The 16,226-nt window shown below is 64.7% G+C and carries 12 protein-coding genes; 10 read left to right on the top strand and 2 right to left on the bottom strand.

Annotated features, from left to right (window positions below):
* Positions 1–2,079 carry a sulfatase-like hydrolase/transferase gene (locus tag GE027_RS17300; RefSeq protein ID WP_153558474.1) on the top strand — a complete coding sequence of 693 codons (2,079 nt, stop codon included), beginning with the start codon at positions 1–3 and terminating at the stop codon, positions 2,077–2,079.
* A gap of 796 nt (positions 2,080–2,875) precedes the next feature.
* On the opposite strand, the gene GE027_RS17295 is transcribed toward GE027_RS17300, so the two are convergent.
* On the bottom strand, positions 2,876–3,844 hold the full coding sequence (locus tag GE027_RS17295) for a ferredoxin--NADP reductase (protein ID WP_153558473.1): 969 nt from the start codon (positions 3,842–3,844) through the stop codon (positions 2,876–2,878).
* 181 nt (positions 3,845–4,025) lie between these two features.
* On the opposite strand from GE027_RS17295, the gene zwf reads away from it, so the two are divergent.
* From zwf to leuB, 5 genes are all read left to right on the top strand, one after another.
* Positions 4,026–5,483: a glucose-6-phosphate dehydrogenase gene (gene zwf / locus GE027_RS17290; RefSeq protein WP_153558472.1), complete on the top strand. Its 1,458-nt coding sequence runs from the start codon at positions 4,026–4,028 to the stop codon at positions 5,481–5,483.
* The gene (locus GE027_RS17285) at positions 5,462–6,283 is read left to right on the top strand and encodes a TrmH family RNA methyltransferase (protein ID WP_202617450.1); all 822 of its coding nucleotides are present in this window, start codon (positions 5,462–5,464) and stop codon (positions 6,281–6,283) included. The genes zwf and GE027_RS17285 overlap by 22 nt, the downstream gene beginning before the upstream one ends.
* Before the next feature lie 357 nt (positions 6,284–6,640).
* The gene (locus GE027_RS17280; protein ID WP_153558471.1) at positions 6,641–8,506 is read left to right on the top strand and encodes a pilus assembly protein N-terminal domain-containing protein; all 1,866 of its coding nucleotides are present in this window, start codon (positions 6,641–6,643) and stop codon (positions 8,504–8,506) included.
* Between the two features lie 99 nt (positions 8,507–8,605).
* Positions 8,606–9,859: a hypothetical protein gene (locus tag GE027_RS17275; RefSeq protein WP_153558470.1), complete on the top strand. Its 1,254-nt coding sequence runs from the start codon at positions 8,606–8,608 to the stop codon at positions 9,857–9,859.
* A gap of 204 nt (positions 9,860–10,063) precedes the next feature.
* Positions 10,064–11,131: a 3-isopropylmalate dehydrogenase gene (gene leuB, locus GE027_RS17270; protein ID WP_153558469.1), complete on the top strand. Its 1,068-nt coding sequence runs from the start codon at positions 10,064–10,066 to the stop codon at positions 11,129–11,131.
* 349 nt (positions 11,132–11,480) lie between these two features.
* On the opposite strand, the gene GE027_RS17265 is transcribed toward leuB, so the two are convergent.
* Positions 11,481–12,584 carry an ABC transporter ATP-binding protein gene (locus tag GE027_RS17265; protein ID WP_237607616.1) on the bottom strand — a complete coding sequence of 368 codons (1,104 nt, stop codon included), beginning with the start codon at positions 12,582–12,584 and terminating at the stop codon, positions 11,481–11,483.
* Between the two features lie 211 nt (positions 12,585–12,795).
* Between GE027_RS17265 and msrB the strand changes: the two genes are divergently transcribed.
* The 4 genes from msrB to miaB all read left to right on the top strand — a co-directional run bounded on the left by msrB (position 12,796) and on the right by miaB (position 16,144).
* Positions 12,796–13,326, top strand: coding sequence for a peptide-methionine (R)-S-oxide reductase MsrB (gene msrB, locus GE027_RS17260; RefSeq protein WP_237607614.1), 531 nt, complete (start codon positions 12,796–12,798; stop codon positions 13,324–13,326).
* Between the two features lie 271 nt (positions 13,327–13,597).
* Entirely contained in the window at positions 13,598–14,305 is a 708-nt protein-coding gene (locus tag GE027_RS17255; protein ID WP_153558466.1) for a hypothetical protein, read from the top strand.
* Positions 14,306–14,582: 277 nt separating this feature from the next.
* The gene (locus GE027_RS23605; RefSeq protein WP_261344063.1) at positions 14,583–14,708 is read left to right on the top strand and encodes a hypothetical protein; all 126 of its coding nucleotides are present in this window, start codon (positions 14,583–14,585) and stop codon (positions 14,706–14,708) included.
* An 8-nt stretch (positions 14,709–14,716) separates the two neighbouring features.
* On the top strand, positions 14,717–16,144 hold the full coding sequence (miaB, locus tag GE027_RS17250) for a tRNA (N6-isopentenyl adenosine(37)-C2)-methylthiotransferase MiaB (RefSeq protein WP_153558465.1): 1,428 nt from the start codon (positions 14,717–14,719) through the stop codon (positions 16,142–16,144).
* The last annotated feature ends 82 nt before the right edge of the window (positions 16,145–16,226 follow it).

The raw sequence follows: 16,226 nt of genomic DNA, 5'->3' as shown, positions 1-16,226 counted from the left end.
ATGTTGCGTCTGGTTTGTCTTACCGTGTGTTTGTTGGCTGTGAACGGCCTTTGCTCGGGAGTGCTGCGCGGCGAATCGCCCTCGTCAGGCTCGCCCTCGGCTCCGCGGCCCAACATCATTTTTATCCTCTGCGACGATCTGGGGTGGGGCGACCTGGGGGTGTTCTATCAGAACCAACTGAAGAACCACCCGCGCTTCCACACGCCACAGCTGGACCAGATGGCCGAGCAGGGGGTGCAGCTGCGAGCCCACTATTGTCCGGCGCCGGTGTGCGCCCCGTCGCGCAGCTCGCTGCTCAGCGGCGTGCATCAGGGACACGCGGAGGTTCGCGACAACCAGTTCGACAAGGCCTTGGCCGATAACCACACCCTGGGGACCGTGCTGCAGCAGGCCGGGTACCGGACGGCGCTCATCGGCAAGTACGGGCTGCAGGGCGATGGCGAGAATCCGCAGCAGTGGCCGGCTTATCCCACCCGCCGCGGCTTCGATGAGTTCTACGGTTATGTGCGTCACCGCGATGGGCACGTGCATTATCCGGCCGATCATTGGCCGCTGGGCAATTCCGAGGGGCATCGCCAGCCGCATCAGGTCTGGCACAATGATCGCGAGGTTTCCGAGGGGTTGCAGAAGTGCTACACCACCGACCTGTTTACCGCGCGCAGCAAACACTGGATCGCGGAACATCGCCGCGAGCACGGCGAGCAGCCGTTCTTCTTGTACCTGGCTTACGACACGCCGCACGCGGCGCTACAGGTTCCGACCGGTCCCTATCCCGAGGGCCGTGGTCTGGACGGCGGCGTGCAGTGGTTGGGCCAGCCCGGGCGGATGATCAATACGGCCGAAGGCACGATCGATTCGTATCGCCATCCGGACTACGCCGATCGGGGCTGGGACGACGTGGCGGTCCGCTTTGCCACGATGGTTCGCCGCATCGACGCCGCCGTGGGGGACCTGCTGGAGACCCTGCGCGATCTGGACATCGACCGCGAAACGCTGGTGGTGTTTTCCAGCGATAACGGACCGCATCACGAGAGCTACATCGCCGGCAAGCAGTACGATCCCACGGCGTTCAAGTCCTACGGCCGCTTTGACGGCACCAAACGCGATACCTGGGAAGGCGGCATTCGCGTGCCCACTCTGGCTTGGTGGCCCGGCGGGATCACCGAGGAGCGCATCGATCAAACGCCGTCGCAGTTCCACGACTGGATGCCCACGTTCGCCGAGCTGGCCGGGGTGCTGCCGCCGGCCCGCAGCGACGGGGTTTCGTTGGTGCCGACTTTGACCGGCAACGGCGAACAATCGCCGGGAACCGTCTACGTCGAATACGCCCAGTCGGGACGCACTCGCGACTACGCCGATTTCGGGCCCGAGCATCGCCGGCAGAAACGAGGTCAGATGCAAGTGATTCACGTGGACGGGTACAAGGGCATCCGCGTCGATATTCAAAACGCCGACGATCCGTTCCGGATTTATGACCTGCAGCAGGATCCGCAGGAACGCAGCAATTTGGCTGACACCAGCGACCGCTTTCGCCGCTTGCAGCGAAAGATGCAAGCTCGCGTGCTCCGCGTCCGCCGGCCCAACGCCACGGCGCCGCGGCCCTACGACGAGGCCTTGGTTCCGGCGGTTCGCGGCGAGGAACTGCACGAGCGGCGCGCCGGTCTGCAGTGGCGCTTTCTCGCTGGCCAGTTCGACTACGTTCCGAACCTGCGACATCAAACGCCCACGGAGACCGGTTCGGCGGAATCCCTGGATTTGGGCGCCGTCACCTCGGAGGACGTGGGCGCCGTAGAGTGGACGGGCTGGATCGAGGTGCCGGCCGACGGCGCCTACACCTTTGCCCTAAAGACCGATGGGCGGGCGCTGTTGCGGCTGCACGACGCCACGGTGATCGATGCCGACGCGGGGTACGAGAGCGGGACGCAGCGGACCGGCACGATCCGCCTGGAGCAGGGGCTGCACCCGATTCGGTTGACGTGTTTGAAACCGGCATCAGGTGGTCAGTTGCGATTGACCTGGGCAGAGGGCGACGGGCCGCAGCAGCCGATTCCAGCGTCGGCCTGGCAGCAGGGTCGGTAGCGCAGTAGGGTTGCCGTACATAGAATCCGCCGGTGTCAGCAAATCTCCAATCCCCTGACTCCGGCGGAATCTATGCATAAAAAAAGACATTTACTCCCCTCTCCCCCGAAGCCTGGCGAGCCTAAGCGAGTCAGGCTTCGGGGGAGAGCGAGTCTGGCTTCGGGGGAGAGGGGTTGGGGGTGAGGGGGACCAGCAGGGCAGCACCACTTCCGTCTTTCGCTGCGGTGCGGGAATCGGAAAGGCGTACGCGAACAGTCATTCCGTTGCACCCGAGCCCCCTCACCCCCGGCCCCTCTCCCACCACTGCTTCACTCGCTGACGCTCGCGGCGCCGCGGGGGAGAGGGGAGAAAATGTTGTCTTCTATCGCTCCGAGCTCTACATAGAATCCGCCGGAGTCAGCAAATCTCCAATCCCCTGACTCCGGCGAATCGATGCATAAAAAAAGACATTTACTCCCCTCTCCCCCGAAGCCTGGCGAGCCTAAGCGAGTCAGGATTCGGGGGAGAGGGGTTGGGGGTGAGGGGGGACCAGCAGAGCAGCACCACTTCCGACTTTCGCTGCGGTGCGGGAATCGGAAAGGCGTACGCAAACAGTCATTCCGTTGCACCCGAGCCCCCTCACCCCCGGCCCCTCTCCCACCACTGCTTCACTCGCTGACGCTCGCGGCGCCGCGGGGGAGAGGGGAGAAAACGTTGTCTTCTATCGCTCCGAGCCCTACATAGAATCCGCCGGAGTCAGCAAATCTCAAATCGAGCACGAGCACGAGCACGATTCGAACTCGCCTCTCGCCACTCTCTACCAGTACTTCTCAAAGCGGATGTGGCCGACGGTGGGTGGGTCGTCGTTGTGGACGAAGCCGGCTTGCTTGAGGACCTGCAGCATGCCGGGTTGTTCCGGCGGTGGGGCGCCGGGCGGGGTGTAGCCGATCATGGCCGGGTTGCCGCACAGGAAGACGTGGGTCGAGTCCGGCGATAGTTCGGTGCCGCACAGCTCGGCCAGCTGGCCCGATTGGAACAGGTCCTGGATGTAGTGTTTGCCGACGTACTGCGGGTGCGTGCGGTCGACGTTTTCCGGCTCGCGGGTGGTGAAGTTCAGCGAGCGGAAATTCGGATAGCGTCGCATCAGTTCTTGGTGCGTCTGGCGGTAGGCAAAGTCGCCGATGTAGCGGCCGGTGGTGGCCATCAAGATCGGTCCGCGGTGGCCATCGCGGAGCAGTCTGGCGGCCATCGCGTTGTGGGGCGCTTCGCCCGTACCGGTGGCGATCAACAGCAGCGTGTCATCGGGCTCGATACCTTCGAGCACATAGCGGCCGACGATCTTGGATTCCATGCACAGGCGGTCGCCTTCTTGCAGGCCGAACAGGCGTGGCGTCAGCGCCGGGGCCCGTCCGCCCGGCTCGCCCGCTTCGCGCACCAGCGTGATGTAGAACTCCAGGTAGTCGATGTCGTCGCAGGCGGCCAGCTGGTTGCGGTCGTCCAGCATCGGGCAGGAGATCGAGTAGGCGCGCCGCACCAGCTTGCGGAGTTTCTTCTCGGGCACCGACTCGGCCTGCGAGGGTTGGACGCGCGGTTCCCAGTAGCCCAGCCCCAGAGCCACGTACTGGCCGGCTTGGAAGCGGGGGATGTCGCCGTCGGGGCGGACGCGGAAGATCGCCAGATTGTCGTGACAGTCGACACGACGAATGATCTGAGCGTTGTAATGCCGGCTCCGCAGCTCCTGCTGCTCTTGAGCGTCCGGCGGCGAAGGTTCGACGGTGCTGGACAACGTTCAGACTCCTTGGGGGGGAAACCAGAGCACGTGCGATTGTTCACCAATTCCCATCGGCATGCAATGCCGATGGGCGGCCCGCAGAAAAGGGGTGATGGTCGGCTTTCCGCCCGATGACTACATTGACCGGACCGCTTGGGTAAACTTTTTCGGCGCTTCATTCCCACCCGGACTCGGCATGGCACACACGATCGTAATCTTTGGAGCTTCCGGCGACCTGACCAGCCGCAAGCTGATCCCGGCTCTGTACCGTTTGTTTCAAAAACAGCGGTTGCCCGTCGATACGCAGATCGTGGGGGTCTCGCGCAGCGAATATTCGCACGACCAGTGGCGCGATGAGTTGGCCGAGACGACGGCTCAGTTCGTGGGTGACCATTTCGAAAAGTCCGCCTGGCAAGCGTTCCGCGAACAGGTGTACTACCACGCCGGCGACATCCAGCAAGCCGCCGACTTCCGCTCACTGGGCGAGTTCCTCGAGTCGATCGAGCCGGAAGGGGCCGTCGATCGGGTGTACTACCTCTCGACCAAACCCCAGTTGTACGAGAAAGCCATCGAGCAGTTGGGCGAGGCGGGGCTGAGCGACGATAGCCGGGGGGAGCGGCGGGTGATCGTGGAAAAACCCTTTGGCTATGACCTGGCCTCGGCCGAAGCGCTCAATGCCGCCACGCACCGCGTGTTTCGCGAAGACCAGGTGTATCGCATCGATCACTATCTGGGCAAGGAAACCGTGCAGAACCTGTTCGTGCTGCGGTTTGCCAACAGCATCTTTGAACCGCTCTGGAATCGCAACTACATCGACCACGTGCAGATCACCGTGGCCGAAGAGATGCCTGTGGGCCGCCGCGCGGGCTACTACGACACCTCCGGCGTGCTCCGCGATATGTTCCAGAATCATCTGCTGCAGTTGATGATGATCACGGCCATGGAACCGCCGGCTCGCTTCGATGCCAATCTGGTGCGCGACGAGAAGGTCAAAGTGCTGCACAGCGTACGGCCGATGATCGGCGGCGACTTTGCCTCCGATTCGGTCCGCGGCCAGTACGAGGGCTACCTGCAGGAGGAGGGCGTTCCGGCGGGCAGCCAGACGGCGACGTTTGCGGCGCTGAAGCTGCACGTGGACAACTGGCGTTGGCAGGGCGTGCCGTTCTATCTGCGCAGCGGCAAAGCCATGTCCTGTCGCACCACGCAGATCGTGATTCAGTTTCGCGAGGCGCCGCACCTGTTGCTGGGCACCAAGACGCGCGTGCCCACGGCCAACCAGTTGGTCATCCAGGTACAGCCCGCCGAAGGCATCCAGTTGCATTTCCAAAGCAAGGTTCCCGACACCGAACTGAAGACCAAACTCAGCTCGCTGGACTTCCGCTTTCAGAGTGAGGGCGGAGGCGGGGCGATGCCCGATTCGTATCAGCGGTTGTTGTTGGACGCGATGAATGGCGATGCCGGCTTGTTCGCCCGAGCCGACGAAGTCGAATTGGCGTGGGGCATCATCGATCCGCTGCTGGCCGCTTGGAACAGTCCCGCCGCCCCGCCGCTGGAGACCTATCCGCAGGGCGACTGGGGACCCCAGTGGTGCACCCAGTGGATGCACCAACAGGGGCGTCAGTGGTTCGATGTGTGCCCGGTTCTGAAGGGCTGAGCGAGGCGGCCATGGAAGTGCTCCGCAGCCCCGCCAACCCACGCATCCGCCATGCCGCGCGGCTCCGCACCGGCCGCTACCGTCGCCGCAGCGGCCAGTTCGTCGTCGATGGCCTGCGCGAGATCCAGCGAGCGGTTGCCGCGGGAGTGCGTCCGGTGGAATTGTTTTTACAGACCCAGCAGAGCGAGCGACTGCGGCAGCAGCACGCCGACCTCTTGGCCGCTCCCCAGCTGGCCCACTGCCAAACCCTGGTGGCTCCGGCGGCTTTTGAAAAGCTGGCCTATGGCGAGCGGAACGAGGGGGCGGTGGCCGTGTTCGAAACGCCCTCGAGGACGCTGGAGGAGCTGCGGCTGCCGCCGAGTCCGCTGCTGTTGATCGCCGACGGCGTGGAGAAACCGGGCAATCTGGGCGCCATCCTTCGCTCGGCCGATGCCGCCGGTGTGGATGCCGTGCTGTGCAGCGACTGTGCGACGGACCTGTTTCACCCCAATGTGATCCGGGCCAGCACCGCCACGGTGTTCACCCTGCCGGCCGCCGCCTGCAGCGGCGAAGCGGCCCGATCGTTCTTGGCCGCCCACGGCATTCAGGTCGTGGCCGCTCGCGTTGATGCCAGCGCCACGATGTGGCAAGCCGACCTCGGCGGCGCCGTCGCGCTGTTGGTCGGAGCCGAGGATCGCGGACTGGGGCCGCAGTGGCAATCGCAGGCGATTCGCATCCCCATGGCCGGCCGGGCCGACAGCTTGAACGTGTCGGTCGCCGCCGCCGTCTTGGCCTTCGAAGCCCGCCGCCAGCGCCGCTAACCGTGGCATAGGCTTCCAGCCTGTGGTTTGGAGGGGTAGAGCCTCACAGGCATCGAAGCCTATGCCACTGCTTTCACAGGCTGGAAGCCTATGCCACTGCTTTCACAGGCTGGAAGCCTATGCCACTGCTTTCACAGGCTGGAAGCCTATGCCACTGGGGGACGGGCGATGCCCTGAAAACCGCGCCTGCTGGCAGAATCGTTAATGCTTGACTAGGTGGATTCCGATACCTAACGCGGACGACCATCGCGCTGGCCGAGTACGGTTTGCACGCAAAACCGCCAGCGCCGGTCGGACCCAGAGATGTGCCAAGGGGGGCGCGTCACACAGAGGCCCAGAATAGGTCAAGGATGCGGCATGCTTTATCGCAAACATCACCCAGGTTCGACCCGTTTTGCCAAGCGCGCGGCCCTCGCCGCCCTGCTGGCCTCGGTCGCCTGGCAATCCACCAGTTCGGCCAGCGAACCGGCATCGGTCCAACTGCACCAGTTGCCGCCGCTGCCCGTTCCCACCGCTGATACCGCGGCGAGCGGCGATGCCGCTGTGAGCGGCCCGGCGCCGTCGACCGCCGGCTCGCCCATCCGCGTGAATCAACCGCTGGAAACCCAGCGGAATCCTTTCTGCGAGCCGAAAAAGTCGGTGATCACCTTGGTTTCCGGCGAACAGAATGCCTGTCCCTTGCAGCCCGCCGACGCGGTGCTTTCATTGCAACCGGTGTCCGCGGCCGTCGATGCATCGATGCAGGCCGGCAGGGATGAGGCGCAGGCCGGCGCGGAGGCGCAGGCCGACGAGGAGATTGTCGAGCTGGTTCGGCCCCGCACCACGCTGCGGTTGACCCCGGTCTTGGAACCGGTGATGCCCGCCGCGGCCAGTGACGTAGCGGCCAGTGACGTAGCAGCCAGTGACGTAGCAGCCAGTGCGGAAACGGCGGTGGCCGAAGCATCCACGCCGATCACCTTCAGCCTATCCGATTGCGAACCGAAGTCCGCCGCAGACGGCGCCGCCGGCCTCTGCAGCGAAGGCGGCTGTAGCAACGACGACGGTAGCGAGGCTTCTGTCGCCAGCGACTCCCGCGTCGAGGGTGCGATCGAGATGAGTCTGGCCGACGCCGCGACGTGGCCCGAGCCGATCGAACCGCTGCAGGCGGCCGACGTCGCCGCCGCGACGCCCTTGGCCGCCGCGCCGCCGTTGGTCGTCGAGAGCAGCGATGCGGTCAGCCCGGTTCGCGAGAACACTTTGGCCGGCCCGTCCGAACCCAAGGTGGCTCGCCGGGCCGCTTCACCGCCTCAGGCTCCCGGCGCCGAAGCCGCAAAGGTTTTGCAAGCCGGTCCGATCGTCGTCGAACCGGCGGCCGCCGCGACCCTGGACCGGTCGGCTGAACTGATCCGGCCCTCGGCCGGATTGGTGATCGACGTACCGGTCGAGGTCGATACGGCCATCCGCAATCCACAGCCACCCAAGCGAGCCGAGCCGGTGGCCGGATCGGCCGATGTGGCGGTCGACCAGGTCTTTGCCGCCGCTCCACGGCCGGCTTCGCCCGCGTCGCCAGCCCCAACCGCGTCGCCAGCCCCGACCGCTTCGGTCGCGCCGGCTGCTTCGCCAACCCGTTCGCCCGCGGCCGCCGCCACGGCCCGCCCCACTGCTGCGGCCCACCCCACTGCTGCGGCCCGCCCCACTGCTGCGGCCCGCCCCACTGCTGCGGCCCGTCCCGTCAGCCCACGCACCGCGACCGCACCGGTCGCTCCGGGCACGGTCGCTCCGGTGTCCCATCGTCCCGAGAGCATCGGCGAGGTGAAGGTCGGCAAGGCGCAGATGCAAGCCCTGCAGATCGCCGGCAAAGTCCGCTGCTTTGCCGTCGAGGATGAAACCATCTGTCAGGTGTTGCCGGCCGGTTTGTCGTCGCTGCGGATCGTCGGGCAGCGCGGCGGCAGCACGCGACTGGCGGTCTGGACGGGCGACGACGAATCGGCTCCGCCGGAGATCTACAACGTCCACGTGGAACTGGGCCCGCCCAGCGAGCTGGAGGGATTGGCGGCGACGGCCGACAAATTGAACCAGATGATGCGGACGACGTTTCCCGAGAGCCGGGTACGCATCTTCGCCACCGACAACCGGCTGACGGTCCGCGGGATCGCCGCCGATGACGAACAAGCAAACCAGATTCTGCGACTGGTACGGCAGACCTGCCTGGTCCCGGTCGTCGACAAATTGACGACGCGTTAGTTGTGCCAAGCTTTCGCTGCAGTTTTCCCGTTCTCGACCGTTAACGCCCTGGACTTTGGCCCGTCGTCGCGGCGTGCTGAACCGCTAAGAGGTAATCCGATGTTAAACGCTCCTTGGACCAAGCGTCTCCGTCGCTTCGTCATCCCGGTGATCGCCGCCGCTTCGTGCAGCCTGTCCGTCGCTCACGCTCAGGTTGTCGCCGAAGTCGACGACTTGGACGGCATCGAATTGGCGCCCGGCGAGCAGATCATCAAGTCGGTCGACGGAGCCTCCGGCCTGCCGGTGCCGATGTTTGACGCCCAAACCAACCAACCCATCGTCGGCAGCGGCGCGGCCGGTCCCGGTCGAGGCCACGGTCACGACGGGCATGTCCACGGCGGTCACGGCGGGCATGTGGCCCACCCGGGCTGCAACAGCTGTGGCGGCACCGGCGGCAACTTCGGCTGCTTTGGCGGCTGCGAACCCGGCTGTTACTTTCGCGCCGAGGGCCTGTTCATGCGGCGCACCGGCGACGAACGCCTGACGCTCAGCCAGGCCTTTACGCTGGATGAGTTTGATCACGAGTGGGGCACCCGGCTGACCTATGGCCAGACCATCGACTGTGTCGACGGCTTCGAAGCGACCTACACCGGCGGATTCCGCTGGGACCTGTCGGGACAGCGGGGCAATCCCGCCGGAGCCGCTCCGGGAGATCCGCCGGGTACGCTGGGCACGCTGATCACCTCAGCGCTCGCTCCGAATCAAGTGAATGTCGACGTCTTTGATACCGGCAACAACGTCTTCCAGCGTCAGACCTACAACGCCCAGTACGACAGCTTCGAACTGAACCGCACCAGCAGCGGCTGGGACGTGGTGCGGCTGCTGTACGGTATCCGCTACATCGACTACTCCGAAGACTACCGCTTCTCGGTGATCGACAATGCGACGGGCCCCAATCAGATCGGGTTCTTGGCCAGCGACGTCGATAACGACTTGATCGGCGGTCAGGTGGGCATCGATATGGGATACCCGCTGGGCCAACGCCTGTGGTCGATGCTGCGAGCTCGGGGCGGCGTGTTTGTGAACCTGACCGACAGCACGTTCCAGTTCAATAATGACTCCACGACCGAGGTCTTCAACTTCGACGAAGACTCGACCATCGCGGGGCTGATCGAATTCGGCGGGACGCTTCGCTATCAGATCGGCGAGCGGTTGTCGGTCAGCGGCGGGTACGAATTGTGGTACCTGGCCAACGTGGCCACCGCTCCCGGACAATTCACCAGCGTGATGTCGCCCCTGGTCGGATCGGCGGTCGACGACAGCGACGACGTGTTCATGCACGGAGCCGTGTTCGGAGCCGAGCTGAACTTCTAGAGCAAACTCGAGAGTCGCCTTTCGCTCCGCCGAAAGTTCGAGAGTCGCCTTTCGCTCCGCCGAAAGTTGCCCGAGTTTGGATGGCCGACGTCCAAAGTCTGGCGCGGTTCAGCTACGGGGGGGTGGCGAGGTTCGCCTGCGAGGCCGGATCGGTTACAGTGGTGCGAGCTTTGTTTATCAATCTTTCGAGGAAGCAACTGAGTCGTGGACGCAAAAATCGTACTCCTGCCCGGCGACGGCATCGGGCCGGAAATCATCAAGCAAGCGGAACGTGTATTGGCGGCGGTCGCCAAGCGTTTTAATCATCGTTTCGCCTTCGAGAGCCACTTGATCGGCGGCACGGCCATCGATCAGACGGGCGATCCGCTGCCGGCGGCGACGGTCGAGGCTTGTCGGGCGGCCGGCGCCGTGTTGTTGGGGGCCGTCGGGGGGCCCAAGTGGGACGATCCTTCGGCCGCGGTCCGCCCCGAGCAGGGATTGTTGAGGATTCGTAAAGAGCTGCAGCTGTTTGCCAACCTGCGTCCGATCCAGACGTTTGCCGAATTGGTCGACGCTTCGCCGCTGAAACGCGAGATCGTCGAAGGCACCGACATCCTGTTCTTCCGCGAACTGACCGGCGGCGTGTACTTTGGCGACAGCGGCCGCACGACGGTCGACGGCGTCGAGTCGGCGCACCAGTCGATGGTCTACAGCGTGCCGGAAGTCGAACGCATCGTGCGGATGGCGGCCCAGGCCGCTCGCTCGCGAAGCAACCGTTTGACCAGCGTCGACAAGGCCAACGTGTTGGAGCCCAGTCGGTTGTGGCGACAGGTGGCCCAGCGGGTGATGAGCGAAGAATTTCCCGACGTCCAGTACGACGTGGTCTTGGTCGATGCCATGGCCATGCACTTGATCAGCCGCCCCCGCGACTTCGACGTGGTCGTCACCGGCAACCTGTTCGGCGACATCCTCACCGACGAAGCTTCGATGTTGCCCGGTTCGCTGGGAATGTTGCCCAGCGCCTCGATGGGTTCCGATGGTCCCGGCTTGTTCGAACCCATCCACGGATCGGCTCCGGACATCGCCGGCCGCGGCATCGCCAACCCGCTGGCCACGATCCTGGCCGCCGCGATGATGCTCCGCCACTCGCTGGGGCTGGAAGACGAAGCCGGGAAAATCGAAGCGGCCGTGCGCAAGGTTTTGGCCGACGGCCTGCGAACGGCCGATATCGCCGGCGGGCAGGACAGCATCGGCACCGAAGCGATGGGCAACGCCGTCGTCGCAGCGCTTTGAGTGAAGATTTGAGATTTGCTGACTCCGGCGGGAGCTATGTATGAGAAGAATCGTTTACTCCCCTCTCCCCCGAAGCCTGGCGAGCCTAAGCGAGTCAGGCTTCGGGGGAGAGGGGTTGGGGGTGAGGGGGGGCCAGCAGAGCAGCACCACTTCCGTCTTTCGCTGCGGTGCGGGAATCGGCAAGGCGTACGCAAACAGGCATTCCGTTGCACCCGAGCCCCCTCACCCCCGGCCCCTCTCCCACCACTGCTTCACTCGCTGACGCTCGCGGCGCAGCGGGGGAGAGGGGAGAAAATGTTGCATTCCATCGCGCCGAGCCGTACATAGATTCCGCCGAAGTCAGCAGACTTCAGATCTCATCTCCGTCGCGAACCGTCTCGAGCCGCCGGCCGGTGGCGGGATCGAAAACGTGTACCTGCCGAGGATCGACTTCGGCGGTGAGCGTGTCGCCGGCGGCCGGAGCTCCGGCCGCGGGACATTCCACGCCCAGCGGCTGGCCGCCCGGGCCGCGACACTGCAGCAGCACGCGCGCGCCCAGCGGCTGAACGACCTCGACGTCGAGCCGTAGCGTCTCGCTCGCAGCGCTTTCGCTCGCGGCGCTTTCCTTCGGGCTTGCCACCAGGCGGAACGCCGAGGGCCGGACTCCGACTTCGACCGGCCCGTCACTTGTGCCGGGCGTCCGCAGAGGCCACCGAAAGCCGTCGCTTTGGCAGGCTTCGCCGTCGATCTGGGCGCTTAGAAAATTCATCGGGGGCGTGCCCAGAAAGCCGGCGACAAAGCGGTTCGCGGGCCGCTGGAACAGTTCCAGCGGTGGACCCACCTGTTCGATCCGACCGCCGCGCATCACCGCCACTCGCTGGCCCATCATCATGGCTTCGGTTTGGTCGTGGGTGACGTGGATCATGGTGGTTTGCAGGCGGCGGTGCAGGCGGACCAATTCCACCCGAAGGCCCTCGCGCAGCTGGGCATCCAGGTTCGACAGCGGTTCGTCCAACAGGAACACGGCCGGTTGGCGGACGATCGCGCGGCCCACGGCCACCCGCTGCTGCTCGCCGCCGGACAGCTCGGCCGGCTTGCGGTCGAGCAGCGAATCGAGCCCCAGGGCTTCGGCCACCTCGGCGACGCGCCGCCGCACCTGCTCGCGCCGCTCGCCCCGCATCCGCAGCCCAAAGCCCAGGTTGTCTCGGACGCTCATGTGGGGATACAGCGCGTAGTCCTGAAAAACCATCGCCACGTCGCGATGGCGAGCCGGTACGGTGTCGACGCAGCGCTCGCCGAAATGGATCTGGCCGCGGTCGGGCTTCTCCAGGCCGGCGATCAACCGCAGAGCCGTGCTCTTGCCACAGCCACTCGGGCCGACGATCACCAACAACTCGCCCTCGCGGATCTCCAGGTCGACCGCGTCGATCGCCAGCGTCTGGGCATAGGATTTGGTCAGTCCGGACAGGGTCACCGTGGTCAAGCGAATCCTCGGGTTGGGAAAGGGAAAACTGGACGGGTGGTTACAATGGTAGTCGATCGCCGGTTTGTCGAGTTCGGCGGCGGCTTTCTGTCGAGGTTTCCGTCTGGATTCTATCCCGGAGGTGTGGACGATGGCATGTTGGGGAAGGTGGCTGCGTAGAGGGATTGGGGCCGGTTTGCTGTTCTGGGGCGCGGCCTCGCTTGTGCCTGCTCAGCAGTTGCCTCGGCAGGCCGTGACTCGTCCGGCGGCCGGGGGCGATCCGTCCAGCGGCGCCGATGCGGCGGCTGATGCGTTGCCCTTTGAGGTGCCGGAGTACAAGCCGCAGAGCGTCGTCCAGCTGCGCCGGCGGCTCAGTGCGATGCAGTTTCGCGTGACCCAGCAGGAGGGCACCGAGCCGGCTTTCAAAAATCGTTACTGGAACAACAAACGCGAAGGCCTGTACCGCTGCGTCGTCTGCCGCCATCCCTTGTTCACCTCGGCCACGAAATTCAAATCCGGCACCGGTTGGCCCAGTTTCTACGCGCCGCTGGACGAGCGGGTGGTGGGCACCAAACGCGACTGGAAAATGGTGTACCCCCGCATCGAAGTCCACTGTGCACGGTGTGAAGCGCATCTCGGGCACGTCTTCAACGACGGCCCCGCTCCCACCGGCAAACGCTACTGTATGAACAGTGCGTCGTTGGAATTCGAAGCGAAGAAGATTCCAAAGACCAGGGCAGAGGCGAGCCCGTAGCTGAAGTCGCCAGACTTTGGGCCTGTTCGCCGCCTCGATCCAATCTCTGGCAGGATCGGCTACGCGAAAGTCCACCTTGGACGAATCACCAGGCCCGTCGCGGCCGATCGAAAGGGGTGCTGGCTGTAGGGATTGTGCCGGGGCGAGCGGTTGTTCTGTCCGGCCGGGCCCTGCGGTGACGATTGCTAGGGTATGTCAGGCGGATGTGCCGGCCCGGAGCCGGTGACGTCTGTCCTCGCCCCGCTCTTTTGGCAGACAAAGGATGTCCATCGTGAAACAATGCTGGCAACAAGCCGTACTGGGATGCGTGATGGTTCTGGCCGTGTCGCTCGACGGATCCGTCCTCCGGGCGCAAGAGGACGCCCTGCCGCGGCCCGACGCCGGCATCCGTGAGGCGCTGGACCCGGAAGGACTGCGGACGCCCGATTCGGAAGCTTATCCGGCGCCCGGTTCCCGCGGGTTCCAGTTGGGTGGGGAAAGCATCTACGGCGACGACCGGCTGGTGGAGCGAGAGGACGGCATGTTCCACCTGCCCGAGCTGCGGGCCCCGACGATCGATCTGTCGGTTATCGGCGTGCGAGCTCTGCCCAAGGCGCTCGAAGAGCCCTCGGCCGAGAACGTCATCCCCTTGCCCGAAGGTCCCGACCGGCCGGGCAACTGGTCCTACTCGGCCTACCTCTGGCAGGCCCCCAACACGTTCTCCAATCCGCTGTACTTCGAAGATGTGATGTTGGAGCGACACGGTCACGAGCGTTGTCCGCCCCTGCAGCCGTTGGTCAGCGGCGCCCGATTCTTCGCCACCGTGCCGATGCTGCCCTACCTGGCGACCGTCCAACATCCCTGCGACTGCTACTACACGCTGGGCTATTACCGGCCCGGCAGCTGTGCTCCGGCCCTGTGCCAGCGGCCGCCGTACCAACGCAACGCGGCCCTGGTCGAGGGGGCGGCGATCGCCGGTGGAATATTAATTTTGCCGTAGCAGGGCCGGGAACCGGCGGCTAGCGCCGAGGCGGCTGATGGAGAACCGGCGGCTAGCGCCGAGGCGGCTGATGGAGAACCGGCGGCTAGCGCCGAGGCGGCTGGTGGGGAACCGGCGGCTAGGGCCGAGGCGGCTGATGGAGAACCGGCGGCTAGGGCCGAGGCGGCTGATGGGCTGGGGACCGCTTGTTCCTTCTGGACGTTAGGTTAAGGTCATGGGAGTGCTGGATTTTTCCGTAGTCGATTGGGTATTGTGGGCCGTAGCAGCGTTTGTCTGTATGACGATGTTCTCTGGAATCCTGACGCGTCGTCGGGCCTTCTATGTCAAAACCCTTCGAGACTATGTCCAACGTAGTCAAGCCGACGACCGTGAGGCATCCGGCGGCGAGCAAGACGTAACCTAGCGATAGCGATGAGCAAACGACTTTACATCGAAACGGTCGGCTGTCAGATGAATGTTCTGGACAGCGAAATGGTGGTCGCCGACCTGAAACGCCACGGCTACGAGCTGGTGGCCACGCCGCGCGAAGCCGATACGGTGCTGTTCAATACGTGCAGTGTCCGCGAGCACGCTGAAGAGAAGATCTACAGCGCGCTGGGAAAACTGCGGCAGGCCAAAGAACACAATCCGGACAAAACCATCGGCGTGATGGGCTGTATGGCGCAGAAGGATCAAAAGCTGATCTTCCAGCGTGCCCCCTACGTGGATCTGATCGTCGGTCCGGGCCAGCTGCAGCAGATTCCGACGCTGCTGGAAAACATCCGCAGCGGCCAGGGACGGCAACTGGCCGTTTCGCTGGGCCGCAAGTCCGGCTCGCAGGAAGTGATTCGCCGCAGCCACGAAACCTTCGATCCGCTCCGCGATCCGTCGATGCGGCCGACCCCCTTTCAGGCTTACCTGCGGATCCAGATCGGCTGTGACAAGTTCTGTACGTACTGTGTGGTGCCGATGACGCGGGGCCCGGAGCAGGGCCGCAGCCCCGAACAGATTCTCTCCGAGGCTCGTGTGTTGGCCGACCAGGGCTGTGTCGAGATCACGCTGCTCGGACAAACCGTCAACAGCTACCGCCACACCGGCGAGGATGGCCGCGTGACGCGGATGAGCGACCTGCTGCGGCAGTTGCACGAGATCGAAGGGCTGCGGCGATTGAAGTTCGTCACCAATTATCCCAAGGACATGACCGAGGAACTGCTGACGACGATCCGCGACCTGCCCAAGGTCAGCCCCTACCTGCACGTGCCGGCGCAGAGCGGCAGCGACGAACAACTCAAACGCATGCGCCGCGGTTACACCGTGGCCGATTATCTGGAGATGATGGAGCGGATCGAACGGATCCTGCCCGAGGCGGCCGTCAGCAGCGACTTCATCGTCGGCTTCTGTGGCGAGACCGAAGAGGATTTCCAGCAGACCGTCGACCTGGTCCGCCGCTGTCGATTCAAAAACAGTTTCATCTTCAAGTACAGCGTCCGCGCCGGCACCAAGGCTTCGGAGCGGCTGGAAGACGATGTGCCCGAGGAGGTCAAGAACCGCCGCAACAACGAATTGCTGGCCGTTCAGGATGAAATCTCCGCCGCGGACAACCAACGCTTTGTCGGTCAAACCGTCGAGATCCTGGTCGAAGGCCCCAGCCGCCGGGCGCAGAAGCAAGCTGACGACGGCCCGCTGTGTCAGATGATGGGGCGGACGCTGTGCGATCGCATCGTGGTCTACGACGGCAACCGGCGGCAGGCCGGCGAGTTCCTGCCGATTGAAATCTCCGATGCCACCGCCACCACCCTGATCGGTCGCATCAAGACGGTCCACTCCGGACCCGAACTGTTCCAGCTGCAGACCGTCTAAGGCGACGGCAAGATTGGATCCTCGGGTGTGGCCGTAGCTGAAGTCGCCAGACTTCGGACCTGCTCGCCGCTGCGATCCAATC

Source organism: Roseimaritima sediminicola, assembly GCF_009618275.1.
GTDB lineage: Bacteria > Planctomycetota > Planctomycetia > Pirellulales > Pirellulaceae > Roseimaritima > Roseimaritima sediminicola.
The sequence above is the reverse complement of the archived record's forward strand: the minus strand, read 5'-3'. Positions and strand labels throughout refer to the sequence as shown.